Here is a 25,159-nt window from a genome sequence, read left to right as displayed (position 1 = left end):
GAGTAGAGGCTCATGGCACAGGTTCGGGTCACGGTCGACGGCGTGGAGTACGCCGACGATGTCGAGCCCCGCATGTTGCTCGTCCAGTACCTCCGTGAACGACTCGGCAAGACCGGGACCGTGATCGGTTGCGACACGAGCAACTGTGGAGCCTGCACGGTCCATCTCAACGGGCAGAGCGTGAAGTCGTGTTCAGTGCTGGCCGTCCAGGTAGACGGCAGCGAGGTCACCACCATCGAGGGACTGGCCCGCGACGGCCAGTTGCACCCGGTGCAAAAGGCGTTCAACGACAACCACGCGTTGCAGTGCGGGTACTGCACCCCCGGCATGATCATGCAGTCGATCGATCTGCTCGGCGACAACCCGGACCCGTCGGAGCACGAGGTGCGGCACGGCCTGGAGGGCAACCTCTGCCGCTGTACCGGGTACCAGAACATCGTCAAGGCGGTGCGCGACGCCGCGCAGAAGATGAAGCCGGCCAGCGCCACGCCGGACACCGCCGAATCGGCCGCCACCTCAGCATCGGTAGCCGGGGGCGCTAGCTAGATGACCGTCACCGAACAGACCCCAGCACCCACCACCACTGAAGTTGGCCGTGCGCGCACCCGCAAGGAGGACGCCCGACTCATCACCGGCCGCAGCCGGTACACCGACTCGATCACGCCGCACGGCACCCTGCACATGCACGTGGTCCGCTCGCCGCTGGCCCACGCGACGATCGCGTCCCTGGACAAGACGGCCGCCGAGCAGTCTCCCGGCGTCATCGGCGTCTACACGGCCGCCGACCTGGGCGTTGAGGCCGTCGGGTTGCCGCATGTCTGGCCGCTCACCCCGGACGAGAAGGCCCCGCAACGCCCGCTGTTGGCGTCCCGCACGGTGCACTTCGCCGGTGAGGGCGTGGCCGTGGTGGTGGCGCGCGACGCCGCCACCGCGCGCGACGCCGCCGACCTGGTCGAAATCGACTACGAACCGCTCGAGCCGGTACTCGACATGGAAGCCGCCGTCGCCGACGGTGCCACTCTCGTGCACCCCGACCTCGGCACGAACAAGAACGCCACCTGGGTCTTCGACTCGGGAGCGGCAGGCACCGGCGGCAGCCTCGACGAGGCACTCGCCGCCGCCGAGGCCGATCCCGACTCGATCGTCGTCAAGCGCCGGTTCCTCCAGCAGCGGCTGATCCCGGCGTTCATGGAGCCGCGCTCGGTCGTCTGCGACCCGACGGGTGAGCAGATGACGTTGTGGGCCGCCACCCAGGTGCCGCACATCCTGCGCACGATGACCACGGTCACCCTCGGCGTGCCAGAGAGCAAGATCCGCGTCATCGCCCCCGACGTTGGGGGCGGCTTCGGCGGCAAGCTCGCCGTCGTGCCCGAGGAGATGCTCTGCGTCGTGCTGGCGCAGAAGACGGGCAAACCGGTCAAGTGGACCGAGACCCGCTCGGAGTCGCTGCTCGCCGCGCACCACGGCCGGGACCAGATCCAGGACATCACGATCACCGCCAAGAGGGACGGCACGGTCACCGGCCTCGACGTGCACCTGCTCGCCGACATGGGTGCCTACCTCGACCTAGTCGGCTCGGGCGTACCGGTCCTCGGCGCATTCATGTTCAACGCGATCTACAAGTTCCCGGCGCTCAAGTTCACCTGCACCCCTGTGTTCACCACCAAGACGCCCACCGGCGCCTACCGGGGCGCCGGCCGGCCGGAGGCCACCTTCGCCATCGAACGGATCATGGACGAGCTCGCCGTTGAGCTCGGCCGCGACCCGATGGATCTGCGCCGGCAGAACTGGATCACCCACGGTGAGTTCCCGTTCACCACGGTGGTCGGGCTGACCTACGACTCGGGCAACTACGAGCAGGCCACCGACCAGGCGATGGCCACGTTCGACTACGCCGGCCTGCGCCACGAGCAGGAGGAACGGCGGCGCTCGGGCGACCGGATCCAGCTCGGCATCGGGATCTCCACGTTCACCGAGATGTGCGGGCTCGCCCCGTCGCGGGTGCTCGGCTCGCTGGCCTACGGCGCCGGCGGCTGGGAGGCCGCCAGCATCCGGATGCTGGCCACCGGCAAGGTCGAGGTCATCACCGGCGCCTCGGGGCACGGGCAGGGCCACGAGACGGCGTTCAGCCAGATCGTCGCCGACCAGCTGGGGGTGCCGTACGAGGACGTCGAGGTCCTGCACGGTGACACCCAGGTCTCGCCGAAGGGGCTGGACACCTACGGCTCGCGGTCGCTCGTGGTCGGCGGCATCGCCATCGTCAAGGCCGCCGAGAAGGTGGTCGTCAAGGCGAAGAAGATCGCCGCCCACCTGCTCGAGGCGTCCGAGGACGACCTCGAGTTCAGCGACGGCAACTTCACCGTCCGGGGCACCGACAAGGGCAAGTCCATCCAGGAGATCGCGTTCGCCGCGTTCATGGCGCACGACTACCCGGAGGACATGGAGCCCTCGCTGGACTCCGACGCGGTGTACGACCCGGAGAACTTCTCCTTCCCGCACGGCACCCACCTGGCGGCGATGGAGGTCGACACCGAGACCGGCCAGGTCAGGCTGCGCCGCTACGTCTGCGTTGACGACGTGGGCACCGTGGTCAACCCGCTCATCGTCGAGGGGCAGGTGCACGGTGGCCTCGCCCAGGGCATCGCGCAGGCGCTGTTCGAGGAGGCCACCTACGACGACCAGGGCACCCTGGTCACCGGCACCCTCGTCGACTACACGCTGCCGTCGGCGGCCGACCTGCCGAGCTTCGACACCGCCATCGTGAGCACCCCGGCGACGTCGAACCCGCTGGGCGTCAAGGGGGTCGGCGAGGCCGGCACCATCGCCTCGACGCCGGCCATCGTCAACGGCGTGATCGACGCACTGCGCCACCTCGGTGTCACCAACGTCGAGATGCCCACCACGTCGCAGCGGGTGTGGCGGGCCATCCAGGCGGCGAAGGGCAACACAACCCAGGAGACCCCGACCGACGTCCATTCGCCGGGCGCCGGGCTGGGCTCCATCGACCCGAACAACCCGCAAGGAGAGGTTCTGTGATCCCGGCCCAGTTCGACTACGTCCGGCCGACCACGCTGGACGAGGCGGTACGTGCGCTGTCCGAGGGCGGTGAGGACGCCAAGGTGCTCGGCGGCGGGCAGAGCCTGCTGCCGGTGCTGCGGCTGCGCCTCGCCGCGCCGACCCTGCTGGTGGACCTCGGCGGGATCGCGGAGCTGCGCGGTGTCCGCGAGGACGGCGACCGCATCGCGGTCGGCGCCATGACCACCCACCACGACGTGGTGCGCGACGAGCTGCTGCGCGAGCACGTCGGTCTGTTGTCGGACGCGGCGGCCACCGTGGCCGACCCGCAGGTGCGGCACCGGGGCACGCTGGGCGGCGCGCTCTCGCACGCCGACCCGGCGGGTGACCTCGGCGCCGTGGCGCTGGCCCTGGAGGCCGAGTTCGTGCTCGCCGGCCCCAGTGGGCGGCGCACCGTGGCGGCGTCGGAGTTCTTCCTCGACTACTTCACCACCGCACTCGCCGAGGACGAGCTGCTCGTGGAGATCCGCTTCCCGCGCTACACCGGCTGGAAGCACCACTACGAGAAGTTCAACCGCACCGCACAGGCCTGGTCCATGGTGGCCGTCGCGGTGGCGCTCAAGGTCGACGGTGGCGTGATCTCCGAGGCCAGGGTCGGTCTGACCAACATGGGGACCACGCCGATCCGGGCCAGCGGGGTCGAGGGGGCACTCGTCGGCCAGCCCGCTACGGAGGACAGCGCCAAGGCAGCGGCGGCGCACGCGACCGAGGGCACCTCGGCTCCCAGTGACGCCGATGCCGCGGCGGACTACCGTGAGCATCTGGCCAGGGTGCTCACCGGCCGCGCGGTGTTGACCGCGGCCGGCTGAACAACCACTGATTCGTGGGCGCCCGCCCCGGCCGACCCGGCTGGGCGGGCGTTCACGGCGTTTCGGACGGAGTTTGGAACCAATGCAGCTGGAGAACACGTTCACCGTTCCGGCCGGCATCGACGAGGCGTGGGAAGCATTCAATGACCCGCGCAAGGTCGCGCCGTGCTTCCCGGGGGCGACCCTGGAGTCCTACGAGGACGACTCGTTCACCGGGACGGTCAAGGTCAAGCTCGGGCCGATCTCGCTCACCTACAAGGGCAAGGGCACTTTCGTCAAGCGTGACGACAGCGCACACACGGTGGTGATCGAGGCCTCCGGGCGCGACTCGCGGGGCAACGGCACCGCCAGCGCCACGGTCACCGGCACGCTGACCGCCGACGGCGACACCCAGACCACCATCAAGATGGTCACCGACATGACCGTCACCGGGCGGCCGGCGCAGTTCGGCCGCGGTGTGATGGCCGACGTCAGCGACAAGATCGTCGGCCAGTTCTCGTCCTGCCTGGCGAAGAAGCTGGGCCCGGGCGCGACCTCGGCCGCGGCGCCGGCGGCGGCCGCGGCCCCGGCCGACAAGTCGGCCACCACCGGGACCTCCGCCGCGTCGGGAACACCGGGCAGTGCCGAGGCGCCGGCCACCGGCAAGGCGCCGGAGGTCGGCTCGGCGGCGGTCGCCACCGCCACCTCGACGCCGGCTTCGGCCAGCACCAACGGCGCCGGACCGAAGCTGGTCAGTGCGCAGGAGCCGACGCGCAGTGAGGTCGACGCGATCGACCTGCTGGACACCGCCGGCGCGCCGGTGCTCAAGCGGCTGGCGCCGGTGGCGCTGGGCCTGATCCTGCTGTTCGTCGTGCTGCGGGTGATCAAGGGCCGGAGGAGCTGAGCGGTCCCTACCCCGGGCCGACCAACGGGTTCACCGACGTGCCCGGCCTCCGGGTCGGGCACGTCACCTTGCGCGGTGCCGGTGCCGGTGCCGGTGCCGCTGCTGTCGCTGAGAGCGGGCTGCTGACCGGCAGCACGGTGATCGTGGCGCCGCCGGCCGGCGCGGTCGCCGGGGTCGACGTGCGCGGCGCCGCCCCGGGTACCAGGGAGACCGACCTGCTGGACCCGCGCCGGACGGTGCAGCGGGTGAACGCGGTGCTGCTGTCCGGCGGCAGCGCGTACGGGTTGGCCGCGGCCGATGGCGTGATGCGCGGGCTGGAGGCGGACGGGGTGGGCTACCCGGTCGGCCCGGCACCCGAGCAGATCGTGCCGATCGTGCCCGCCGCGGTGGTGTTCGACCTGGGCCGAGGGGGTTCCTTCGGTGCCCGCCCGGACGCCGGGACGGGGCTGGCCGCCTACCGCGCGGCGATCGGTCCCACCGGTACGGGGCCGGTGCCGTGCGGCGTGGTCGGTGCCGGTACCGGTGCTGTGGTCGGCGCGCTCAAGGGCGGTATCGGCACGGCCAGTGCGGTGCTGTCCAGCGGTGCCACCGTGGCCGCGCTGGTGGTGCTGAACGCGGCCGGGACGGCGGTGCACCAGGCGACCGGCGAGCTGTACGGCGCCCGTTTCGGGCTGGACACGGAGTTCGCCGGGCTGCGCGCCCCGGACCCGGCCGAGCTGGCCGCCGCGCTGGAGGGCGGCCTGCTGCGCAGCGCGCTGGACGGTCCGCTGCGGGCCACCACGCTGTCCGTGCTGGGCACCGACGCCACGCTCACCAAGGCGCAGTGCACGCTGCTGGCCGGGATGGGGGCGGACGGGCTGGCCCGCGCGGTGCGTCCGGTGCACACCATGGTCGACGGTGACACCACGTTCGCGCTGTCCACGACCGCGCGCCCGGCACCGGAGCTGGCCGAGCTGCACGAGCTGCTGGCCGCCGGCGCCGACTGCGTCACCCGGGCCATCGTGCACGCCGTACTGGCCGCCGAGTCCGTCCGCACCCCCGCCGGCTGGTGGCCCTCGTACACCGCCACCCTCCCCTCCGCCGTCCACTAACCCACCGTCAGCGCGAGTCGGGGTTTCCGTCACCGCGAGTCGGGGCTCACAGCACACCGAGTCGGGACTCCCAGCACACCCATCACCAGGGAATCGGCCGGCCGTCCCGGGTGAACGTGCTGGTGGGGCCGCCGTCCGGCAGGTCCATGGCGTACCGGATGCTCGCCGCGCCCAGGGCAACCGGCCGGCCACCCGCACCACCCATATCGGTGGCCGTCCAGCCCGGACACACCGCGTTCACCAGGATCCGGTCCCGGGCCAGGTCACCGGCCAGCGTCCGGGTCAACGCGTTGAGCGCCGCCTTGCTCACGTGGTACGCCGGGATACCGCCGCCCATCGAAGCCAGCGATCCACCCTCACTGCTGACCATCACGACCCGAGGGTGCGCGCTGCGCCGCAGCAACGGCAGGAACGCCTGCGTCGTCTGCCAGGCACCGACCACGTTCGTCTCCAGCGACTCGCGGACCACCCGCAGGTCGGCGTTGGCTGCGTTCTGCCAGGTGTCGTAGTGCACCGCGGCGTTGTTGACCAGCACGTCGATCCGGTCCAGGCCGAGCTCGCCGGTCAGCCGGGTGGCCAACCGGACCAGCCCGGTGGCGTCGGTGACATCCAGCTCGACCGGCAGTACCCGACCGGTCGGCACCCCTGCGGCCGCCAACTCGGCGGCGGCCCGCTCGCCGGCCGCGAGATCACGGCTGCCGAGCAGCACCGTGTCCCCATCCGCCGCGCACTGCCGCACGACCTCGAGCCCCAGACCGCGGTTCGCCCCGGTGACCACCACGACGCGAGCCTCGTTGCCGCCCGCTGACCAACCCGACATCCGTCCAGCGTGCCGGAGCGCGGGAACCGGCGCCTGGCCGTGTGCTCAGAGCCCCGACTCGGTGTGCTGAGAGCCCCGACTCGGTGTGCTGAGAGCCCCGACTCGCGGTAACTAGGGGAGTGGGGGGTCAGCCGCCGGCGAAGGGGGGGAGGACGTCGAGGGTGGCGCCGGCGGGAAGGCGGAGCGAGCGGTCGCGCACCGCCACTTCGTCGAGCAGCAGACTGGACGCGTCCAACACCCGGGCCAGCGCGGCGCCGTGCCGGACGGTGAGCAGCGCGAGCACGTCGCGCACGGTGTCGCCGTCGTTCAGCGCGACGCTCTCGGACGAGACCCCGGCGGCCGCCTTGGCGCCCGCGAAGTACCGCACGGTGACCACACTCAACCTCCGATAGCGCTCATCGGGCGATCCGGCTGCAGGAACCCGGCGTCGTCGATCCCGTGCCCGGCCGCCTTGGCCCACATCGCGGTGCGCCAGGCGGCCGCGATCTCGTCGTCGCCGGCGCCGCCCCGCAGCAGGGCGCGCAGGTCGGTCTCGGTCCGGGCGAACAGGCAGGAGCGTAGTTGGCCGTCTCCGGTGAGCCGGGTGCGGTCGCAGTCACCGCAGAACGGCCTGGTCACCGAGGCGATGACGCCGACCACGGCCGGGCCGCCGTCCACCAGCCACCGCTCGGCCGGCGCGCCGCCGCGCTCGGTCGGGTCGGGAGTGAGGGTGAACGCCTCCCGCAGGTGCGACAGGATCTCCGCGGCGGTGATCATCTCGGACCGCTGCCAGCTGTGCTGGGCATCCAGCGGCATCTGCTCGATGAACCGCAGCTCGTAGCCGGCGTCCAGGCAGTAGCGCAGCAGCGGCACCGCCTCGTCGTCGTTCACCCCGCGCAGCAGCACGGTGTTCACCTTGACGGGGTTCAGCCCGGCGGCGCGGGCCGCGGCCATCCCGTCCAGCACGTCGGTGATCCGGTCCCGCCGGGTGATCGCTTTGAACCGCTCCGGGCGCAGTGTGTCCAACGACACATTCAGTCGGTCCACTCCGGCGGCCGCAAGCGCTTCCGCGCGGCGGGCCAGCCCGATCCCGTTGGTGGTGAGCGAGATCTCCGGGCGGGGCGTCAGCGCCGAAACCCGGGTCAGGATCGACTCCAGGCCGCGCCGCAGAGTCGGCTCGCCGCCGGTGAACCGGACCTCGTTGATACCCAGTCGGTGCACCCCGATGCCGACCAGCCGGACGATCTCGTCGTCGGTGAGCAGCTCCTCGGTAGGCGCCCAGTCCAGGCCTTCTGCTGGCATACAGTATGTACAGCGCAAGTTGCAGCGGTCGGTCAGCGACACTCGCAGGTCGGTCGCGACCCGGCCGAACCGGTCGATCAACCGGGGGTCGTCGGGCCGCGCCGGGGCGGCGCCCGGCGCGGTTCGCAACCCGGGCAGACCGAGTTCGGTGGTAGTCACGTCAACGAGCCTACCCGCGTGAAGTTGGCTCACACCGAGTGAAGCGAGCCCGGTTGACCTGCGGCAATAGGCATGATCCGCATCTGCTGAGACATCCGCGGGGGGGAACCGCGAACGCGGATTTGGGCTCCGAACTCCCCCGAAGCCGGTAACACCGGGGACAAACATCTCGGGCGATCGACATCGGCACGAACGCGAGCGGGCGGTATCTGTTTGCCAGCACCGACGTCGACCACGTGGTGCACGTCTACCGGGTCGCCGGGGCACCCCGGCAGGTCGGGCAGGACGCCCCGAGGCGCTACCGGGCCTTCTTCAACTCCTCGCGGGCCACCGAGCGAAGGTGTACCTCGTCCGGCCCGTCGGCCATGCGCAGCGCGCGGGCCCAGGCGTAGAAGTAGGCCAGCGGGAAGTCGTCGCTCATGCCGCCGGCGCCGTGGATCTGGATGGCCCGGTCGATGATCGCGCAGGCGATCCGGGGCACCACGACCTTGATGCCGGCGATCTCCGTCCGCGCCGAGCGGGCGCCGCCCCGGTCGATCAGCCACGCCGTCTTGAGCACCAGCAGCCGGGCCTGCTCGATCTCCAGGCGGCTGTTCGCGATCTGCTCGCGCACCACACCCTGTTCGGAGAGCGGCCGGCCGAACGCCACCCGCGAGGTGGCCCTGGCGACCATCGCCTCGACGGACCGCTCGGCCATCCCGATCAGCCGCATGCAGTGGTGGATCCGCCCCGGGCCGAGCCGGGCCTGCGCGATGGCGAACCCGCCGCCCTCCTCGCCGAGCAGGTTCGAGACCGGGACCCGCACGTCGGTGAACTGGATCTCCGAGTGCCCATGCTGGTCCTGGTAGCCGAACACCGGCAGGTTCCGGATGATCTCCACGCCCGGGGTGTCGCGGGGCACCAGGACCATGGACTGCTGGCGGTGCGGCTGGGCGTCCGGGTCGGTCTTGCCCATCACGATGAAGACCGCGCAGCGCGGGTCGGCGGTGCCGGAGATCCACCACTTGCGGCCGTTGATGACGTAGTCGTCCCCATCGCGGCGGATCGAGGTCTGCACGTTGGTGGCGTCGGACGAGGCCACGTCCGGCTCGGTCATCGCGAACGCGGAGCGGATCTCGCCGTCCAGCAGCGGGACCAGCCACTGCTCCTTCTGCTCCGGCGTACCGAACAGGTGCAGCGTCTCCATGTTGCCGGTGTCCGGCGCCTGGCAGTTGATCGCCTCCGGGGCGATCACCGGCGACCAGCCGGACACCTCGGCGACGTGCGCGTAGTCCAGGTTGGACAGCTTGGACACGTCCGGCAGGAACAGGTTCCACAGACCCCTGGACCGGGCGTCGTCCTTGAGCTGCTCCAGGATCGGCGGGGTGTCCCATTCGTTCGGGGTGCCCCGCCGCTCGGCGCGCCACGACTCGTAGATCGGCTCGGCCGGCAGCACCGATTCGTCGAGGAAGGCGCGCATCCGTTGGGTGTAGTCGACTGCGGTGTCGCTCGGCTGGAAGTCCACCTCGGCAGGATAAGGGCGCGGCGCCGGGTCGGCCGACCCACGGACGGTCGTTTCCCCTGAGTACGGCGCTGAGAGGCACCAGGTACAGCGCAGTGCACGGTGGTGCGCGAATCCGCGGCCACGGAGGTAAAATTCGCACCGTGCCGCAGTTCCGGATCGCCGAGGCCGCTCGCCTGCTCGGTGTCAGTGATGACACCGTACGTCGGTGGGTCGACGCGGGGACTCTGCCGGTGCAGGTGGACGCCTCGAACCGCAAGGTGATCGACGGCGCCCGGCTGGCCGAGTTCGCCCGCGCCCAGGCGCACGCCGCGCCGGACCCGTCCACGGTCGGCCGCTCGGCGCGCAACCACCTGGTCGGGCTGGTCACCGAGATCATCTCGGACCGGGTGATGTCCCAGGTGGAGCTGCAGTGCGGACCGCACCGGGTGGTGTCGCTGATGAGCACGGAGGCGGTCAAGGAACTGGGGTTGCAGCCGGGCTCGATGGCCGTTGCGGTGATCAAGTCAACGCACGTCGTGGTGGAAACCCCTGGAGGAGCTCCATGAAGAAGAGCCTGGTGATGGTGGCGAGCGGGCTGCTCGCCTCAGCACTGGTGGCCGGCTGCGGCGGCGGGGGGGCGTCGCAGTCCGGCGGACCGTCCGGTTCGGCGGCGCCGGGCGCCGCGACGCTCACCGTGTCCGCCGCAGCGTCGCTGACCGACGTGTTCAACCAGCTCGGCAAGACCTTCGAGTCGCAGAACCCGGGCTCGACCGTCCGGTTCAACTACGGCGGCTCCTCCGACCTGGCCCAGCAGATCGTCAACGGTGCCCCGGCCGACGTCTTCGCCGCGGCCAACACCTCGACGATGGCCACGGTGTCCAAGGCCGGCCTGGTGAGCGGCGACCCGAGCGTGTTCGTCACCAACGTGCTGCAGATCGCGGTGGCACCGGGCGACCTCAAGGGCATCCACACCTTCGCCGACCTGACCAAGCCCGACCTCAAGGTGGTGGTCTGCGCGCCGCAGGTGCCCTGTGGCAGTGCGGCCACCCAGGTCGAGAAGGCCACCGGGGTCACGTTGAAGCCGGTCAGCCAGGAGGTCGACGTGCGCTCCGCGCTGAGCAAGGTCTCCACCGGGGACGCCGACGCCGCGCTGGTCTACGTGACGGACGTGAAGTCGAGCAAGGGCAAGGTCGAGGGCGTGGACTTCCCGGAGGCGGCCAAGGCGCCCAACCAGTACCCGATCGCGGTGCTCAAGAACGCGCCGAACGCGGACCTTGCGGCCAAGTTCGTTGCGCTGGTGCGCGGGGCGGATGGGCAGCAGGTGCTGAAGAACGCCGGCTTCGGCACGCCGTGAGGCTATGACCGACCCGCTGACCCGGGGCCGGCCGGGCCAGGGCCGGTTCTCCCGCCGCTCGGGCCGGGCTTCGCGGCGGCCGGAACCGGATGACCGGCACACCGTCGGCGTGGGGCTGCCGGTGGCGTTGTGGGTGCCGGCGGTGCTCGGCTTCCTGCTGATCGCGTTCCCGGTGGTCGGGATGATCCTGCGCGCCGACCTGAGCCGGCTGCCCGAGCTGGTCACCAGTGACGCCGCGCTGGCCGCGCTGCGGCTGTCGCTGGAGACCGCCGCGATCTCCACCGTGGTCTGCCTCCTGCTCGGTGGCCCGCTGGCCGCCGTGCTGGCCCGGTCCCGTTCCCGGGTTGTCCGACTGGCCCGGCCGGTGGTGCTGCTGCCGCTGGTGCTGCCACCGGTGGTCGGCGGGTTGGCGCTGCTCTACACGCTGGGGCGGACCGGGCCGGCGGGGCGGCTGCTGGAGCTGTGGTTCGGCGTCACCGTGCCGTTCACCACGGCGGCGGTCGTGCTCGCCCAGACGTTCGTCTCGATGCCGTTCCTGGTGGTCAGCTTGGAGGGCGCGCTGCGCACCGCCGGTGAACGGTACGAGACGGTAGCGGCCACGCTCGGCGCCGCGCCGTTCACCGCGTTCCGCCGGGTCACCGTGCCGCTGGTGCTGCCGGGCCTCGGCTCCGGACTGGTGCTGGCGTTCGCCCGCGCGCTCGGCGAGTTCGGCGCCACGGTGTCCTTCGCGGGCAGCCTGCAGGGCACCACGCAGACCCTCCCACTGCTGGTGTACCAGGAGCGGGAGATCGACACCGACGGCGCGATCGCACTGTCCCTGGTGCTCGTGGTGGTGGCGATCGTGGTGATCGCGGTGGCCCGGCCCAGGGTCGCCGAGGGGTTGCGTTGAGCACCGGAGCGCCGACCGCCGCCGAGCCGACCGGGCGCGGCGGGTTCCTCGAGCTGACCGCCTCGGTGCGGCGCCGCGAGTTCACCCTGGACGTGTCGCTGACGGTGGCCCGGGGTGAGATCGTCGCGGTGCTCGGGCCCAACGGCGCCGGCAAGTCCACGCTGCTCGGTGTGTTGGCCGGACTGCTGCGGCCGGACGAGGGGCGGGTGGTGCTGGACGGGCGCACGCTCACCGACACCGGGTCCGGCGTGCACGTGCCGACGCACCAGCGCGGGGTCGGGTTGCTGGCCCAGCAGGCGCTGCTGTTCCCGCACCTGACCGCGGTGGCCAATGTGGCGTTCGGGCCGCGCTGCCACGGCGTGTCGAAGCGGGCGGCGGCCGACCGGGCCCGCGACCTGCTGGCCGAGGTGGACGTCGCCGAGCTGGGTCGACGGCGCCCGTCGCAGCTGTCCGGCGGCCAGGCGCAGCGGGTCGCGCTGGCCCGCGCACTCGCCGGCGAGCCGGAGCTGCTGCTGCTGGACGAGCCGCTCGCCGCATTGGACATCGACTCCGCGCCGGCGCTGCGCGCGCTGCTGCGCCGGGTGGTGCGCGGCCCGGACGGCGGCGTGGCCCGCACGGCACTGCTAGTCACCCACGACGTGCTGGACGCGCTGGTGCTGGCCGACCGGGTGGTTGTGCTGACCGGCGGCTCGATCGTCGAGCAGGGCGCCACCCGGGACGTGCTGACCCGGCCGCGCAGCCCGTTCGCCGCTCGCATCGCCGGGTTGAACCTGGTGCCCGGGCTGGGCGCTCCCGGTGGGCTGCGCACCGCCGACGGCACCGTGGTGGCCGGGCTGCACACCGGCGAGGACCCGGTGGCCGGTGCGCCGGCGGTCGCGGTGTTCCCGCCGGCCGCGGTGGCGGTGTTCCGGGACCGCCCGCACGGCAGCCCGCGCAACGTGGTGCAGGTGCGCCTGGCCGGCATGGAACCGCGCGGCGAGGTGGTGCGGCTGCGGGCGGAGCCGCTGGACGGCGGGCCGGCCTGGGTGGCTGGGCTGGCCGCCGACGTGACGCCGGGCGCGGTCGCCGACCTGGGCGCCGCCGAGCCGCTGTCTCCGGGGGTGCCGCTCTGGTACGCGGTCAAGGCCACCGAGGTGCAGGTCCACCCGGCGGTCCGGTGAATCAGAGGCAATATGGTCACCCAAAGTAGTGATTCTGGCTCTCGTTAGACTCTCAAACAACAGGAGCCCCGTGTCGTGTCATTGATGAATCCCTAAATGGTCTTTAACGTTGCTCTCTGTGATCGTTCCCGGGCTGAAGTGCGCGCTCTCCACCGTGACCGCGTCGGTCGGGATGCTGCTGCCGGCCCTCGCGCCCGTACCAGCCGTGGCGGCTCCGGTGCCGACCAGCGGATACGTGGTGCAGGTCGCCGCCGGACAGAACGTGGACGGCGTCGCCGCCGAGGCTCGCACCGCGCCGACCGCCCGGTTCAACCAGGCGGTGCTCGGCTTCGCCGCGCCGCTGACCGACGCCGAGGCGACCCGGCTGCGCACCCGCCCCGGCGTGCTCTCGGTGGAACCCGACGCCACCTCGCAGGCCGTCGAGACCGGCAGCACCCCGCCCGGCAGCACCCCGCCCGACAGCACCCCACCCGGCAGCACCCCGCCCGGCAGCACCCCGCCCGACAGCGGCACGCCCGGCGACGGCGCGGGGACCTACACGCAACAGCCGGACGCCACCTCGCCGGCCACCGGCACCGGCTCGTACGCGGCACCTGCCGACAGTCCAGCGGCGGCCACCTCGCCGGCCACCGGCACCACGCCGTACGCGAGCGCGCCGGCCGAGACCACGCCATACGCGACGTCGCCGTACGCGACCTCGCCGGGCGCCCGCCAGCGCCCACCAGCCGCCCCGGCCCCGCCGAACCCGAAGCCCGTGCCGCCGCCGAGGCCCGCGCCGCCGGGACCCCGCACCGCACCCGGCGACAACGACGGCCCCGCGCTGGCCCACCGCCAGGACAACCCGAGGAACTGGGGCCTGGACCGCATCGACCAGCGCAACCTCCCGCTCTCGGACAGCTACACCACCCACGGCACCGGTGCCGGGGTGAACATCTACGTGCTGGACACCGGCATCGACACGACCCACCCCGACTTCGGCGGCCGCGCGTCGTTCGACGTGAACTTCGCCGGCGGGCCGGACGGTGACTGCGACGGACACGGCACCGTGGTGGCCGGCATCGCCGGGTCGACCACCTACGGCGTGGCCAAGCAGGCCCGACTCCACGCGGTCAAGGTGCTGGACTGCCGGGGCGGCGGCAAGCTGTCCAACCTGATCGAAGGGGTGGACTGGGTGACCAGCCACGCGCGCAAGCCGGCGGTGGCGGTGCTGTCCTGGCGTTACGCGCAGGCCCCCTCGAGCACGCTCAGCGCCGCCGTGAGCCGGCTCGCCAACTCCGGGGTGTTCGTGTCCACCTCGGCGGGCAACACCGGCGACGACTCGTGCGACCTCGCCCCGAGGGACTCCCCGGCCGCCCTGGTGGTGGCCAACTCCACGATCGACGACCAGCGGGCCAGCACCTCCAGCACCGGGCCCTGTGTCTCGCTGTACGCCCCGGGCCAGGGCATCATCGCGCCGGTGCCCGGCGGGGGTACCAGCTCGTACTCCGGCACCTCGATGTCCGCGCCGTTCGCGGCCGGGGTGGCCGCGCTGTACAAGCAGCGGTTCGGCGACACCGCCTCGGCCACCCTGAAGCAGTGGATCATTCGGCAGGCCACCCCGAACGTGATCAGGGGCGGCGCGGTCGAGGGCACCGCGGACCGGTTGCTGTTTACCGCAGGGCTCTAGGAGAAGGTCACTCTTTCGTGAAAGAGTGAGATCACTGGTCGGGGTGGACCAGTGGCCCGCGCGGCCTTTCCGAGGGGACTAGCGCATGAATCCAGAGCGGTCCGTTGCCTCGGTCCCGGAAACCGATCCCCGGCAGCTCCGCTGGGTGGCGGCCGCGAGCGCGGTCGGCACCACCGTCGAGTGGTACGACTATTTCATCTACAGCACAGCGGCCGCGCTGATATTCGGCTCGCAGTTCTTTTCGACGCTATCCCCGGCGTCCGGCACGCTGGCCGCCTTCGCCACCCTTGGGGTCGGTTTCCTGGCCCGCCCGCTGGGCGGCGTGCTGTGGGGACACTGGGGCGACCGGATCGGCCGCAAGCGCATGCTCATCGCCTCGCTGCTGCTGATGGGGCTGGCCACGGTCGGGGTCGGGCTGCTGCCCACCTACGGGCAGATCGGGGTGTGGGCGCCGATCCTGTTGCTGTTGCTGCGGCTGTTGCAGGGGCTCTCGGCCGGCGGGGAATGGGGCGGCGCCGCCCTGATGGCGGTGGAGCACGCGCCGATGGGCAAGCGCGGCCGCTACGGCGCGGCCGCGCAGATCGGGGTGCCCGGCGGCCTGATCCTGGCCCAGCTGATGTTCTTCCTGCTCAGCAACACGGTGTCCGGCCCCCAGTTCACCGCCTGGGGCTGGCGGGTGCCGTTCCTGGTCAGCATCGTGCTGGTGGGTGTGGGGCTGTTCGTCCGGCTCAAGGTCGAGGAGAGCCCGGTGTTCCGCACCCTGCGCGACGAACAGGCACAGAGCCAGGTGCCGGTGGTGGATGTGTTCCGGGAGCGCGGCAGGGAGCTGTTCCTGGCCTCGGTCAGCTTCATCGCGAACACCGCGATCGGCTACGTGTTCCTGGCCTACCTGCTGTCCTACGGCACGACGGTGCTCAAACTCGGCCGCAACCTGCTGCTCGCGGTGGTGATCGCGGGCAGTGTGGTCTGGCTGGTTACCATCGTGGGCTCGGCGATCCTGTCCGACCGCACCGGGCGCAAGCCGGTGTACCTGTTCGGCTCGGTGCTGCTGGTGGTCTGGGCGGTGCCGTTCTTCCTGCTCTTCGACACCAAGCAGCCGATCTGGCTACTGGTCGCGGTGATCGTGCTGTGCACCGGGCTCGGCGCCACGTTCGGCCCGCAGCCGGCGCTGTTCGCCGGCATGTTCGAGGCGCGCTACCGCTACAGCGGAGCATCCATCAGCTACGCGGTCGGCGCCGTGGTCGGGGGCGGGTTCGCGCCGCTGATCGCCACCGCGCTGCAGACCAGCACCGGGACCTCGCTGTCCGTATCGCTCTACATGATCGTGGTCGGGTTGATCAGTCTGGCCGCCGTGCTGGCCATCCGGGAGCCCCAGGCCACCCCGTAACCGGCCGGGACGGCGACGGCGACGGCGACGTTTTCAACCGTGTGCGCGATGGCTCACATTTCGGCCCGAAATGTGCGCCATGAGTCACACCGCCGCGCAGCACTTCCCGACGGGGAGCGGAACCGCGCCCTCCTCAGGCGCCAGCATCGGCCTCAGCCGGCGAGCCAGTCGAGAAGTTCCTTGTTCAGCCGGTCCCGGTGGGTCAGGTACAGCCCGTGCGGGCCGCCGGGGTAGACCACCAGGCGGCTGTCCGGGATGAGCTCGGCGGTCGGCCGGCCGGTGACCTCCAACGGGGCGGACGCGTCGATGTCGCCGTGCACGACCAGCACCGGGACGTCCAGTGCGGCGAGCTCGGCGCTCACGTCGGTGCCGGTGCCGGCCCGCTGGCAAGCGAGCAGCACCTCCAGCGGCGACCGCAGGATGGTGGCCACCCTCGGTCAGGTCGAGGTGGTTCACCAGGGCGGCCAGGGCTCCGCGACCACTGGCGCCCGACATCGGCCTGGTCAAGGATGGTGGCCCGCACCCGTCGTTGTCTGTGAGGAGACGCCGTGAGCTCGGCCGCCCCGCCCGTCCCCGCCGTGCCGTCTGTGCCCGCTGTGCCGTCTTATGCCTCGGGTATGTCCGACCTGCCGTTGCTGGGCGACACGATCGGCGACAACCTGGACCGCACCGCCGCCGTTTTCCCTGATCGGGACGCCATGGTCGAGGTGGCCACGGGGCGGCGGTGGAGCTACCGGGAGTTCGTCGCCGAGGTCGACGTGCTCGCGCTCGGGCTGTTGGACGCCGGGCTGGTCAAGGGCGACCGGGTGGGGATCTGGGCGCCGAACCGCTCCGAGTGGACGCTGGTCCAGTACGCCACCGCCAAGCTCGGCGTGATCCTGGTGAACATCAACCCGTCCTACCGCACCCATGAGCTGGAGTACGTGTTGAACCAGGCCGGGGTGCGGCTGCTGGTCGCCGCGAGCGCCTTCAAGACCTCCGACTACGCGGCCATGATCGAGGAGGTGCGGCCGCGCTGCGCGGCGCTGGAGCGGGTGGTGCTGCTGGAGTCGCCGGACTGGGCGGTGCTGGCTACCGGTTCGGCCGGAGCGGACCGGGCCCGGCTGGTGGAGGCGCAGGCGAACCTCAGTCCGGACGACCCGATCAACATCCAGTACACCTCGGGCACCACCGGCTTCCCCAAGGGCGCCACGCTGAGCCACCACAACATCCTGAACAACGGCTACTTCGTCGGTGAGCTGTGCGGCTACACCGAGGAGGACCGGATCTGTATCCCGGTGCCGTTCTACCACTGTTTCGGCATGGTGATGGGCAACCTGGCGGCCACCTCGCACGGCGCCGCGATGATCATTCCGGCGCAGGGGTTCGACCCGGAGCTGACCCTGGCCGCGGTGGCGAAGGAGCGCTGCACCTCGCTGTACGGGGTGCCGACCATGTTCATCGCCGAGCTCGCCGTCACGGACTTCGAGTCCTACGACCTGGCCAGCCTGCGCACCGGGATCATGGCCGGCTCGCCGTGCCCGGTCGAGGTGATGAAGCAGGTCATCGCGCGGATGGGGATGACCGAGGTGCAGATCTGCTACGGCATGACCGAGACGTCGCCGGTGTCCACCCAGACCAGGGCGGACGACTCGGTGGAGCGGCGGGTGTCCACCGTGGGGCGGGTGCTGCCGCACCTGGAGGTGAAGGTCGTCGATCCGGAGACCGGGCTGACCGTGCCCCGGGGCACCGTCGGTGAGCTGTGCACCCGGGGCTACTCGGTCATGCTGGGCTACTGGGGCGAGGCGGCCAAGACCGCCGAGGTGATCGACGCCGGCCGCTGGATGCACACCGGCGACCTCGGGATCATGGACGAGGAGAGCTACCTCAACATCACCGGCCGGATCAAGGACATGGTCATCCGCGGCGGGGAGAACATCTATCCCCGGGAGATCGAGGAGTTCCTCTACACCCACCCCGATGTACTGGATGCGCAGGTCGTGGGCGTGCCGGACGCGAAGTACGGCGAGGAGCTGTGCGCCTGGATCCGGATGCGGGCCGGTGCCGAGGCGCTGACCGCCGAGGTAGTGCGCGAGTTCGCCACCGGCAGGCTGGCCCACTACAAGATCCCGCGCTACGTGCGCGTCGTGGACGAGTTCCCGATGACGGTGACCGGCAAGGTCCGCAAGGTCGAGATGCGGGCCCGCTCGGTGGAGCTGCTCGGGCTGACCGCCGCCGCGCGGACCGGGCCCGAGTAGGGGACGCTTTCTGCCCCCGCGGTGGGGGAGTCGCTCAGAAGGACGTGCATAAGTTGGGTGCCGGACCCCCGCTGGACGCTAGGCTGGGGTTTGGCGCGCTCCGACGTCGCTCGGGGCGCGTTCGTTATGTTTTCAGCAAGGGACGGGTGAGCAGGGTGCCGACCGGCAGGGTCAAGTGGTACGACGCTGAGAAGGGCTTCGGCTTTCTCTCCCAGGACGGGGGCCAGGACGTTTACGTCCGTAAGGCAGCTCTGCCGTCCGGGGTGGAAGCACTGAAGTCTGGGCAGCGGGTCGAGTTCGGGATGGCCGAGGGCCGGCGTGGCCCGCAGGCGCTGTCCGTTCGGCTGATCGACGCCCCGCCATCGGTGGTGGAGGCGAACCGACGCCCCGCCGAGGAACTGCACGGCCTGATCGAGGACATGATCAAGCTGCTGGAGATGAAGGTGCAGCCTGACCTGCGGCGGGGCCGTTACCCGGACCGGCGTTCCTCGAAGCTGGCCGCCGAGGTGGTCCGCGCTGTGGCCCGGGACCTGGACGGCTGAGCCGTCCAGCGGTGAACGCGGCCGCGCATCGTCGAGTGTCGAACGGTCGCCGGTCGTCATTGATCGGTTAGCCTGCCCGGAGCGGGTGCCTGGCAGGTCCGTCGAGCCTCGGGGGGTGCCGTGGTGCGCGAGCCCCGGCGGCCGCCGGACGACGAGCCGCCGACGGCGTCGATCCCGGTCGAGGAGCTGCTGCGGCGGGTACGGGCCGAGCGGGCCGCGCCAGCCGGGTCGGTCGGCCCGGGTTCCGGTTCCGCCGGTTCGGAGCCGGGTGCTGTTTCGCCCGGTCCACCGCCGGCGGCGCTGAGGCATTCCGCGCAACACCGGCGTCCCGGGGCGGGCCCGTTCGCGCCGGCCGTGCCGTCGAACCCGGGAGCGCCGTCGAACCCGGGAGCGCCGTCGAACCCCGGTGCGCCGGCGTGGGCGCCGCCGCCGATCCGGCCGATCTCGAGCCCCCGGCTGCCGGGTCGGCCGCCGAGCCGACCGGTCTCCACCCCCCGACTGCCGCTGGCCGCCGAAACGGCCCCGGAACGCCCGGCGTCGCGCCCGGAACCGGGCCACCCCTCGGCACCGGAACCGGCCCGACCTCAGCCGCCGGCCCCGGGATCGGCCGGCTCGGAACCGGCCCGCACCGAGCCGGCGGCCCGGGAATCGGTAGCCCCGGAATCGATGGCCCCGGAACCGGCCCGGTCGCGTGGGTCCGGGGCGAACGTGGTCGGCCGGGTGACGGCGGCCAGCACGCTCTGGCTGCTGGTGGCCATCGTCGTGCTGTTCGCCGCCGCCGTCGTACTGCTCGCGGTCACCGTGCGCGGCCTCTGCGTGAGCACCGCGCTGCCGACCTGACCGCGCCGACCTGACTGTGCCCGGTCCGGCCGACCCCGCGTGATCAGCCCGGGCGGCCGCCTGCGTCAGCCCCGCGCGGTGAGGCCGAGCGCGGGTGCCAGCTCGGTCAGCTGCGGCAGCGGGTCGTCCGCGCTGGGCACCACGTGCACGGCGACGTGGTCCGCGCCCTCGGTCAGGTGCTCGGTCAACCGCGCCGCAACCTGCTCCGCCGAGCCCTGAGCCACCAGTGCGTCGATCAGCGCGTCGCTGCCGCCGTCGCTGAGGTCGGCGTCGGAGAAGCCGATCCGGCGCAGGTTGGCCAGGTAGTTCGACAGGCTCAGGTACGGGTTCCGCACCGCCGGCCGGGCCGCCGCCCTGGTCTGCTCGGGGTCGGTGCCCAGCGTCGCCTTGTGCTCGGTGGCCAGCAGCGGTGCCGCGCCCACCGTCTCGCGGGCGGACCTGGTGTACTCCGGGGTCACCAGGTAGGGGTGTGCGCCGGCGGCGCGGTCGGCGGCCAGCCGCAGTACCCGGGGACCGAGCGCGGCGAGCACCCGGCGGTCGCTGGGCACCTTGTGCTCGTCCAGCACGTCCAGGTAGTCCACCAGCGCCTGGTACGGCTTGACGTACTCGCTGGTCGCCTCGCGGTGGCCGGCCCCGACCCCCAGCAGGAACCGGCCGGGGTAGGCGGCCTCGAGCCGGTGGTAGGAGTCCGCCACGACGCGGGCGTCCGAGCTCCAGATGTTCACGATGCCGGTCGCCACCGAGATCGTGGACGTCGCCGCGAGCAGCGTCTCCACCAGCTCCAGGCCGGCTTCGGGGGAGCCGCCGACCCAGATGGCGCCGTAACCCAACCGCTCGATCTCGGCCGCGCGGTCGGCGGTCAGCGCCCAGGTCCCGGCCCAGACGCCCACGGTGCCCAGCGGTACCGGCGTTGCTGCAGAGCTCATCGATTCACTCACCTTCGGTGGCGGTTCTCGGAAGTGACCCTCGTCATGGCCAACGGCATGGCGCACCGGAGCATTCCGGGCATCAGCCGGGGCCGCGAGCGTGCACCGCGCGCGGCCTGTCGTTACCGAGCTGCACACCAGGCAGGTTCTGGTCGCCGACGACCTGCACCGTGTGCAGCTCGGTAACACGCCGCGGTGCGCCGGCCCCGCTGGGGTGCGCCGGCGGCGGGGCCGCTGGGCCATCTCGGTGTTCCTCCGTTCGGCCTAGTCTGGACCATCCAGGTACGCCTTGCGCGGTCCGCCCCGGTGCCGTTTGCCCTGCATATCGGCGGGGTAACCGCCTGTAGCGGGGATATCACAGGGGGCGAGACTGAGGAGGCCCACCGTGGCCCGAGTACCCATGAGTCCGGCGATGGACCTCACCTGCGCGGGCGTCCAGACGCCCGCCACTGACGACCGGACCGACCTCGGGGTGATCTACGACAGCCTGTTCGACGGGGAGGCGTTGGACGGCATCTACCGGGGCTGCGAAACCGGCGTCCGGCTGCTCGCGGTCACCAACCGCCGGCTGCTGATGGTGGAGACGACCTCGTGCGACGACCGCCGGGCGCTCACCTCGGTGCCGTACGCCCGGGTGACCAGTGTGTCCTACCTGGCGACCGCCGGCGAGTCGGTCGCCTCCTCGACCACGGTCGGGATCAGGGTGCTCTACACGCTCTACGAGCTGGGCTGCAAGGCAGAGGACCAGGCCCGGGAGCTGCACGACCTGATCACCTGGCACCTGGTCTGCACCTGAGGCGCCCGGCCCCTACTGGGCGTTGGTGACGAACCCGTTGCGCTGCAGCCAGTCCTTGGCGACCTCGGACCAGTCCCTGCCCTGTACGTCGGTCTCCGCGTTGAGCTCGATCATCACGTCATTAGTGATCTTGTCCATGACCGGTTTGAGCACGCCGGCGATCTGCGGGTACCGCTCCAGCACCGCCGAGCGGATGGAGACCGACACGTTGTACTTCGGGAAGAAGTGCAGGTCGTCGTCGAGTGCCGTCAGGTGCAGTGCCTGAATGCGGCCGTCGGTGGTGAACACCTCGCCGAAGGCGCACGGCTGCCCGGACGCGGTCGACGGGTACACCGCGCCCGTGCCCATCACGTGCACGTTCGACGGCGGCACGGTGAAGCCGTACTTGGCGATCATGCCGGGCCAGCCGTCGGTGCGGCTGGCGAACTCCGTCTCCAGGCACACGGTGGCCTGCTCGGGGTTCGCCTTGGCGAACTTCGCCAGGTCGGACAAAGTCTTGAGGCCGGATTTCTGGGTCACCCCCGGACCCATGGCCATGGCGTAGGTGTTGTTGGCCGGGGCCATGTCGACCCAGCTGATGCCCTGCCGGGCGTCCTCGGCCGCGACGGCCCGGAACATCTCCTCGGCATCCACGATCGGTTGGGTGTGGCCGTTGTAGTTGATCCAGGCGGTGCCGGTGTACTCCGGGTAGAGGTCGATCTGCCCGGTCTTGAGCGCGGTGCGGGCGCTGTTGGAGCCCTGGATGTTCGTCAGGTCCTGGACCTTCATCCCAGCGGCCTGCAGCGCGTAGATCATGAGGTAGGCGATGTTGATGTTGTCGCTGAAGTCCTTGGAGCCGACGGTGATCGGCACCCCCTCGAGCGCCGGCACCGGGGTGATCGAACCGGGGCCGACCCGACCGGGCACCGCGGCACCCGAGGTCAGCCCGCAGCCGGCGAGCACCGCGCAGACCAGGGCGGCGAGCGCCGCCGCGACGGGCCTCGACCAGGCCCTCACCGCAGGCCCTTCGGCCCGATCCAGCGCTCGGCCAGGCCGCCGAGCCAGTCGATGAGCAGCGCCAGCGCCATCGCGAGCACCGCCCCGATCACCAGCACCGGCGTCCGGCTGAGCTTGTAGCCGGTGTCGATCATCTCGCCGAGCCCGCCGCCGCCGACGAAGGTGGCCAGCGTCGCGCTGCCGACCGCGAGCACCAGCGCGGTGCGCAGACCGGCCAGGATGAACGGCATGGCCAGCGGCAGTTCCAGGCGGGCGAGTACGACCGGGCGGGACATGCCGATGCCGCGGCCGGCCTCGATCAGCGCCGGTTCGACGCTCTCGATGCCGAGGATGGTGTTGCGCAGCACCGGCAGCAGCGCGTAGAAGGCGATCGGCAGTACCGAGATCCAGAAGCCGGACCAGCCGGCCTCGTACACCGCCAGGTAGAACAGCACCAGCACGCCGATCGAGGGTGCGGCCTGCCCGATGTTGGCGATGGCCAGGAACAGCGGGGCGACCGGCTTGCCCCAGCGCCGGGTCAGCGCGGTACCCAGCGGCACCGCGACCAGCAGCACGATCACCGTGATCATCAGCGACAGCTCGATGTGCTCGAGGGTCAGCCGGCCGATGGCCGGGAAGTTCGCCGTCTGGACCTCGATCTCGTCGAAGTTGCCCACGGCGACCCAGGTCAGCATCGCGGCCACCAGCAGCGCCGCGACGACGGGCTGGAACCACAGCCGGATCGCCTCGGCGCGGCGCGCGGCGGAGTCCGCCCGCGCCGCACCGGTGGCCGGCGCGGCGGTTTCGGTGGCGGTGCTCATGACGGCTCGTCGGCCGGGGCGGGCGCCTTGGTCTCGTGCGTCTCGCGCAGGTGGCTGATCGTGTCCATCACGGTGTGGATGTCGATGGTGCCGGCGTAGCGGCCGCGCTCCCCGGTGACCACCGCGGCGCCACCCTCGGCCAGGATCGCCTCCAATGCGTCCTGCAGGGTGGACTGCGTGGTGACCCAGTCGGTGATCGGCCGGCCGGCCTCGGCGAGCGAGGTGACACCGCTGAGCTGGCCGATGTGCACCCAGCGCTGGGGCCGGTCGCGGTCGTCCAGCACCAGCGCGTACTTGCGGTCCCGCGCCTCCAGCTGCTCGCGGATCTGCGCCGGCGTCTCGTCCGGCCGCGCGGTGATGGCCTCCTCGGTGAGTGTCACGTCGCGCACCCGCATCAGCGTCAGCTGCTTGAGCGAGGCGCCCGCGCCGACGAACCCGGCCACCGTGTCGTTGGCCGGGTTGGCCAGGATCGCGTCCGGGGTGTCGTACTGCAGGATCGTCGACCGGGGCCCCAGCACCGCGATCCGGTCACCCAGCTTGACCGCCTCGTCGAAGTCGTGGGTGACGAACACGATCGTCTTGTGCAGCTCGGTCTGCAGCCGCATGAGCTCGTCCTGCAGGTTGCCCCGGGTGATCGGGTCGACCGCGCCGAACGGCTCGTCCATCAGCAGCACCGGTGGGTCCGCCGCGAGGGCCCGCGCCACCCCGACCCGCTGCTGCTGGCCCCCGGAGAGCCGCCGGGGGAACCGGTCGCGGAACTGGCCCGGGTCGAGCCCGACCAGGTCCAGCATCTCGTCGACGCGGTCGGCGATCCGCTTCTTGGGCCAGCGGAGCAGGCTGGGCACCATGCCGACGTTCTGCGCCACCGTCATGTGCGGGAACAGCCCGGCCTGCTGGATGGCGTAGCCGATCGTGCGGCGCAGCTTGTCGGGATCCAGCGAGAGCGCGTCCTGGCCGCCGATGGTGATGGTGCCCGAGCTCGGCTCGATCAGCCGGTTGATCATCTTCATGGTGGTGGTCTTGCCGCAGCCGGACGGCCCCACGAAGATCGTGATCTCGCCGGCCGGGATGTGCATCGAGACGTCGTCGACCGCGGCACCCTCCTGGCCGGGGTAGTGCTTGCTCAGGTGCTCGAGCTGGATCTCGACCCCGGAGACGGCGCCCGCGGTCCCCGCGTCGCGTTCCTCAGCTGTCCGTGTCACGGATCCCCCTCGAGATGGTGAGTCGGCCGATGAGCACGTAGATCCCGTCCAGGATCAGCGCGAGGATGACGATGCCGAGGGTGCCGGCCGCGACGTTGTTGATGGCGTTAGCGCTGCCGATCTGGGACAGCCCGGAGAAGATGTGCACGCCGAGTCCCGGCCCCTTGGCGTAGGCGGCGATCGCGGCGATGCCCATCAGCATCTGGGTGGACACCCGCATCCCGGCGAGGATGGACGGCCAGGCCAGCCGCAGCTCGATCTGGGTCAGCACCCGGGACCGGTTCATCCCGATGCCCTGTGCGGCCGAGGTGATCGCCGGATCGATGTTGTCCAGCCCGACGATGGTGTTGCGCACGATCGGCAGCAGTGCGTAGAGCACCAGCGCGGTGATCGTCGGTTTGACGCCCAACCCCAGTACCGGGATGAGCACCCCGATCAGCGCGAACGACGGGATGGTCAGGATGGCGCTGGTGAGCGCGGTGGCCACGGCCGAGCCGATCGGACCCCGGTAGACCGCGATGCCGACGAGCACACCGATGGCCGTGGCCAGCACAATCGACTGGATCACCGCGCTGACGTGCTGGAAGCTGTCCAACAGCAAATTGGACAGATGGCTGTAGAGGTAGTCGCCGAAGCCCATCGTCCATCAACCGCCGCTCATTGGCGGGCAGCATAGTCGTCGCGGGGGCCACCTCCCGGTTCTGACCAGCATCGAGGCTCCACACGCTGGTCAGGAACTCGTCGAGCAGGGCCACCACTCGCG

At 71.5% G+C, this 25,159-nt stretch carries 25 protein-coding genes; 15 read left to right on the top strand and 10 right to left on the bottom strand.

All coding sequences use genetic code 11. The features are described 5' to 3' along the window. Nucleotides 1–12: 12 nt before the first annotated feature. The 5 genes from ACTXG6_RS02920 (at nt 13) to ACTXG6_RS02900 (ending at nt 5,858) form a co-directional block, all read left to right on the top strand. Nucleotides 13–546: a (2Fe-2S)-binding protein gene (locus ACTXG6_RS02920; protein ID WP_445186213.1), complete on the top strand. Its 534-nt coding sequence runs from the start codon at nt 13–15 to the stop codon at nt 544–546. Further along, nucleotides 547–3,036: a xanthine dehydrogenase family protein molybdopterin-binding subunit gene (locus ACTXG6_RS02915; RefSeq protein ID WP_445186212.1), complete on the top strand. Its 2,490-nt coding sequence runs from the start codon at nt 547–549 to the stop codon at nt 3,034–3,036. After that, nucleotides 3,033–3,884, top strand: coding sequence for an FAD binding domain-containing protein (locus ACTXG6_RS02910; RefSeq protein ID WP_445186211.1), 852 nt, complete (start codon nt 3,033–3,035; stop codon nt 3,882–3,884). The genes ACTXG6_RS02915 and ACTXG6_RS02910 overlap by 4 nt, the downstream gene beginning before the upstream one ends. 82 nt (nt 3,885–3,966) lie before the next feature. Next, nucleotides 3,967–4,767, top strand: coding sequence for an SRPBCC family protein (locus tag ACTXG6_RS02905; protein WP_445186210.1), 801 nt, complete (start codon nt 3,967–3,969; stop codon nt 4,765–4,767). Continuing rightward, nucleotides 4,764–5,858 (top strand): P1 family peptidase, encoded by a 1,095-nt coding sequence (locus tag ACTXG6_RS02900; protein WP_445190332.1) that lies wholly within the window; start codon nt 4,764–4,766, stop codon nt 5,856–5,858. Before ACTXG6_RS02905 ends, ACTXG6_RS02900 begins: the two co-directional genes overlap by 4 nt. Before the next feature lie 82 nt (nt 5,859–5,940). Here ACTXG6_RS02900 and ACTXG6_RS02895 read toward each other — a convergent pair whose 3' ends face one another. The 4 genes from ACTXG6_RS02895 to ACTXG6_RS02880 form a co-directional block, all read right to left on the bottom strand. Beyond that, complete coding sequence (locus tag ACTXG6_RS02895) at nt 5,941–6,678, bottom strand: SDR family NAD(P)-dependent oxidoreductase (RefSeq protein ID WP_445186209.1); 738 nt, start codon at nt 6,676–6,678, stop codon at nt 5,941–5,943. Between the two features lie 127 nt (nt 6,679–6,805). Continuing rightward, nucleotides 6,806–7,054: a MoaD/ThiS family protein gene (locus ACTXG6_RS02890; RefSeq protein ID WP_445186208.1), complete on the bottom strand. Its 249-nt coding sequence runs from the start codon at nt 7,052–7,054 to the stop codon at nt 6,806–6,808. Between the two features lie 2 nt (nt 7,055–7,056). Continuing rightward, nucleotides 7,057–8,118, bottom strand: coding sequence for a GTP 3',8-cyclase MoaA (gene moaA, locus ACTXG6_RS02885; RefSeq protein WP_445186207.1), 1,062 nt, complete (start codon nt 8,116–8,118; stop codon nt 7,057–7,059). Between the two features lie 298 nt (nt 8,119–8,416). Continuing rightward, a complete protein-coding gene (locus tag ACTXG6_RS02880) occupies nt 8,417–9,622 on the bottom strand; it encodes an acyl-CoA dehydrogenase family protein (protein WP_445186206.1) in 1,206 nt (401 codons plus the stop codon). 140 nt (nt 9,623–9,762) lie between these two features. On the opposite strand from ACTXG6_RS02880, the gene ACTXG6_RS02875 reads away from it, so the two are divergent. The 6 genes from ACTXG6_RS02875 (at nt 9,763) to ACTXG6_RS02850 (ending at nt 16,057) form a co-directional block, all read left to right on the top strand. Continuing rightward, nucleotides 9,763–10,167 (top strand): TOBE domain-containing protein, encoded by a 405-nt coding sequence (locus tag ACTXG6_RS02875; RefSeq protein ID WP_445186205.1) that lies wholly within the window; start codon nt 9,763–9,765, stop codon nt 10,165–10,167. Then, nucleotides 10,164–10,955, top strand: coding sequence for a molybdate ABC transporter substrate-binding protein (gene modA / locus ACTXG6_RS02870; RefSeq protein ID WP_445186204.1), 792 nt, complete (start codon nt 10,164–10,166; stop codon nt 10,953–10,955). The genes ACTXG6_RS02875 and modA overlap by 4 nt, the downstream gene beginning before the upstream one ends. A 115-nt stretch (nt 10,956–11,070) precedes the next feature. Then, nucleotides 11,071–11,844, top strand: a complete 774-nt coding sequence (locus ACTXG6_RS02865) for an ABC transporter permease (RefSeq protein WP_445190331.1) — start codon at nt 11,071–11,073, stop codon at nt 11,842–11,844. After that, nucleotides 11,841–13,004 carry a sulfate/molybdate ABC transporter ATP-binding protein gene (locus tag ACTXG6_RS02860; RefSeq protein ID WP_445186203.1) on the top strand — a complete coding sequence of 388 codons (1,164 nt, stop codon included), beginning with the start codon at nt 11,841–11,843 and terminating at the stop codon, nt 13,002–13,004. The genes ACTXG6_RS02865 and ACTXG6_RS02860 overlap by 4 nt, the downstream gene beginning before the upstream one ends. A 118-nt stretch (nt 13,005–13,122) precedes the next feature. Beyond that, the gene (locus ACTXG6_RS02855) at nt 13,123–14,670 is read left to right on the top strand and encodes a S8 family serine peptidase (RefSeq protein WP_445186202.1); all 1,548 of its coding nucleotides are present in this window, start codon (nt 13,123–13,125) and stop codon (nt 14,668–14,670) included. Between the two features lie 85 nt (nt 14,671–14,755). Continuing rightward, nucleotides 14,756–16,057, top strand: a complete 1,302-nt coding sequence (locus ACTXG6_RS02850) for an MFS transporter (RefSeq protein WP_445186201.1) — start codon at nt 14,756–14,758, stop codon at nt 16,055–16,057. A 152-nt stretch (nt 16,058–16,209) separates the two neighbouring features. Here the strand turns inward: ACTXG6_RS02850 and ACTXG6_RS02845 are convergent, their stop codons facing one another. Next, nucleotides 16,210–16,488 carry an alpha/beta fold hydrolase gene (locus ACTXG6_RS02845; protein ID WP_445186200.1) on the bottom strand — a complete coding sequence of 93 codons (279 nt, stop codon included), beginning with the start codon at nt 16,486–16,488 and terminating at the stop codon, nt 16,210–16,212. A gap of 147 nt (nt 16,489–16,635) precedes the next feature. On the opposite strand from ACTXG6_RS02845, the gene ACTXG6_RS02840 reads away from it, so the two are divergent. The 3 genes from ACTXG6_RS02840 to ACTXG6_RS02830 all read left to right on the top strand — a co-directional run bounded on the left by ACTXG6_RS02840 (nt 16,636) and on the right by ACTXG6_RS02830 (nt 19,676). Then, a complete protein-coding gene (locus tag ACTXG6_RS02840; RefSeq protein WP_445190330.1) occupies nt 16,636–18,294 on the top strand; it encodes an AMP-binding protein in 1,659 nt (552 codons plus the stop codon). Between the two features lie 155 nt (nt 18,295–18,449). Beyond that, nucleotides 18,450–18,836 (top strand): cold-shock protein, encoded by a 387-nt coding sequence (locus ACTXG6_RS02835; RefSeq protein ID WP_445190329.1) that lies wholly within the window; start codon nt 18,450–18,452, stop codon nt 18,834–18,836. Nucleotides 18,837–18,959: 123 nt separating this feature from the next. Then, nucleotides 18,960–19,676 (top strand): hypothetical protein, encoded by a 717-nt coding sequence (locus ACTXG6_RS02830; RefSeq protein WP_445186199.1) that lies wholly within the window; start codon nt 18,960–18,962, stop codon nt 19,674–19,676. A gap of 65 nt (nt 19,677–19,741) precedes the next feature. Here the strand turns inward: ACTXG6_RS02830 and ACTXG6_RS02825 are convergent, their stop codons facing one another. Beyond that, nucleotides 19,742–20,602 (bottom strand): LLM class F420-dependent oxidoreductase, encoded by an 861-nt coding sequence (locus ACTXG6_RS02825; RefSeq protein WP_445186198.1) that lies wholly within the window; start codon nt 20,600–20,602, stop codon nt 19,742–19,744. A 385-nt stretch (nt 20,603–20,987) separates the two neighbouring features. Here ACTXG6_RS02825 and ACTXG6_RS02820 point away from each other — a divergent pair, with 385 nt between their 5' ends. After that, complete coding sequence (locus tag ACTXG6_RS02820; RefSeq protein ID WP_445186197.1) at nt 20,988–21,398, top strand: hypothetical protein; 411 nt, start codon at nt 20,988–20,990, stop codon at nt 21,396–21,398. A gap of 12 nt (nt 21,399–21,410) precedes the next feature. Here ACTXG6_RS02820 and ACTXG6_RS02815 read toward each other — a convergent pair whose 3' ends face one another. From ACTXG6_RS02815 to ACTXG6_RS02800, 4 genes are read right to left on the bottom strand one after another with little or no spacing between them, the layout of a single operon-like run. Then, nucleotides 21,411–22,394, bottom strand: a complete 984-nt coding sequence (locus ACTXG6_RS02815) for a glycine betaine ABC transporter substrate-binding protein (protein WP_445186196.1) — start codon at nt 22,392–22,394, stop codon at nt 21,411–21,413. Next, nucleotides 22,391–23,194: an ABC transporter permease gene (locus tag ACTXG6_RS02810; protein WP_445186195.1), complete on the bottom strand. Its 804-nt coding sequence runs from the start codon at nt 23,192–23,194 to the stop codon at nt 22,391–22,393. The genes ACTXG6_RS02815 and ACTXG6_RS02810 overlap by 4 nt, the downstream gene beginning before the upstream one ends. Further along, a complete protein-coding gene (locus ACTXG6_RS02805) occupies nt 23,191–24,396 on the bottom strand; it encodes a betaine/proline/choline family ABC transporter ATP-binding protein (RefSeq protein WP_445186194.1) in 1,206 nt (401 codons plus the stop codon). The genes ACTXG6_RS02810 and ACTXG6_RS02805 overlap by 4 nt, the downstream gene beginning before the upstream one ends. Then, on the bottom strand, nt 24,380–25,036 hold the full coding sequence (locus ACTXG6_RS02800) for an ABC transporter permease (RefSeq protein ID WP_445186193.1): 657 nt from the start codon (nt 25,034–25,036) through the stop codon (nt 24,380–24,382). Before ACTXG6_RS02800 ends, ACTXG6_RS02805 begins: the two co-directional genes overlap by 17 nt. Between the last annotated feature and the right edge of the window lie 123 nt (nt 25,037–25,159).

The organism is Pseudonocardia sp. Cha107L01, assembly GCF_052566575.1.
The sequence above is the reverse complement of the archived record's forward strand: the minus strand, read 5'-3'. Positions and strand labels throughout refer to the sequence as shown.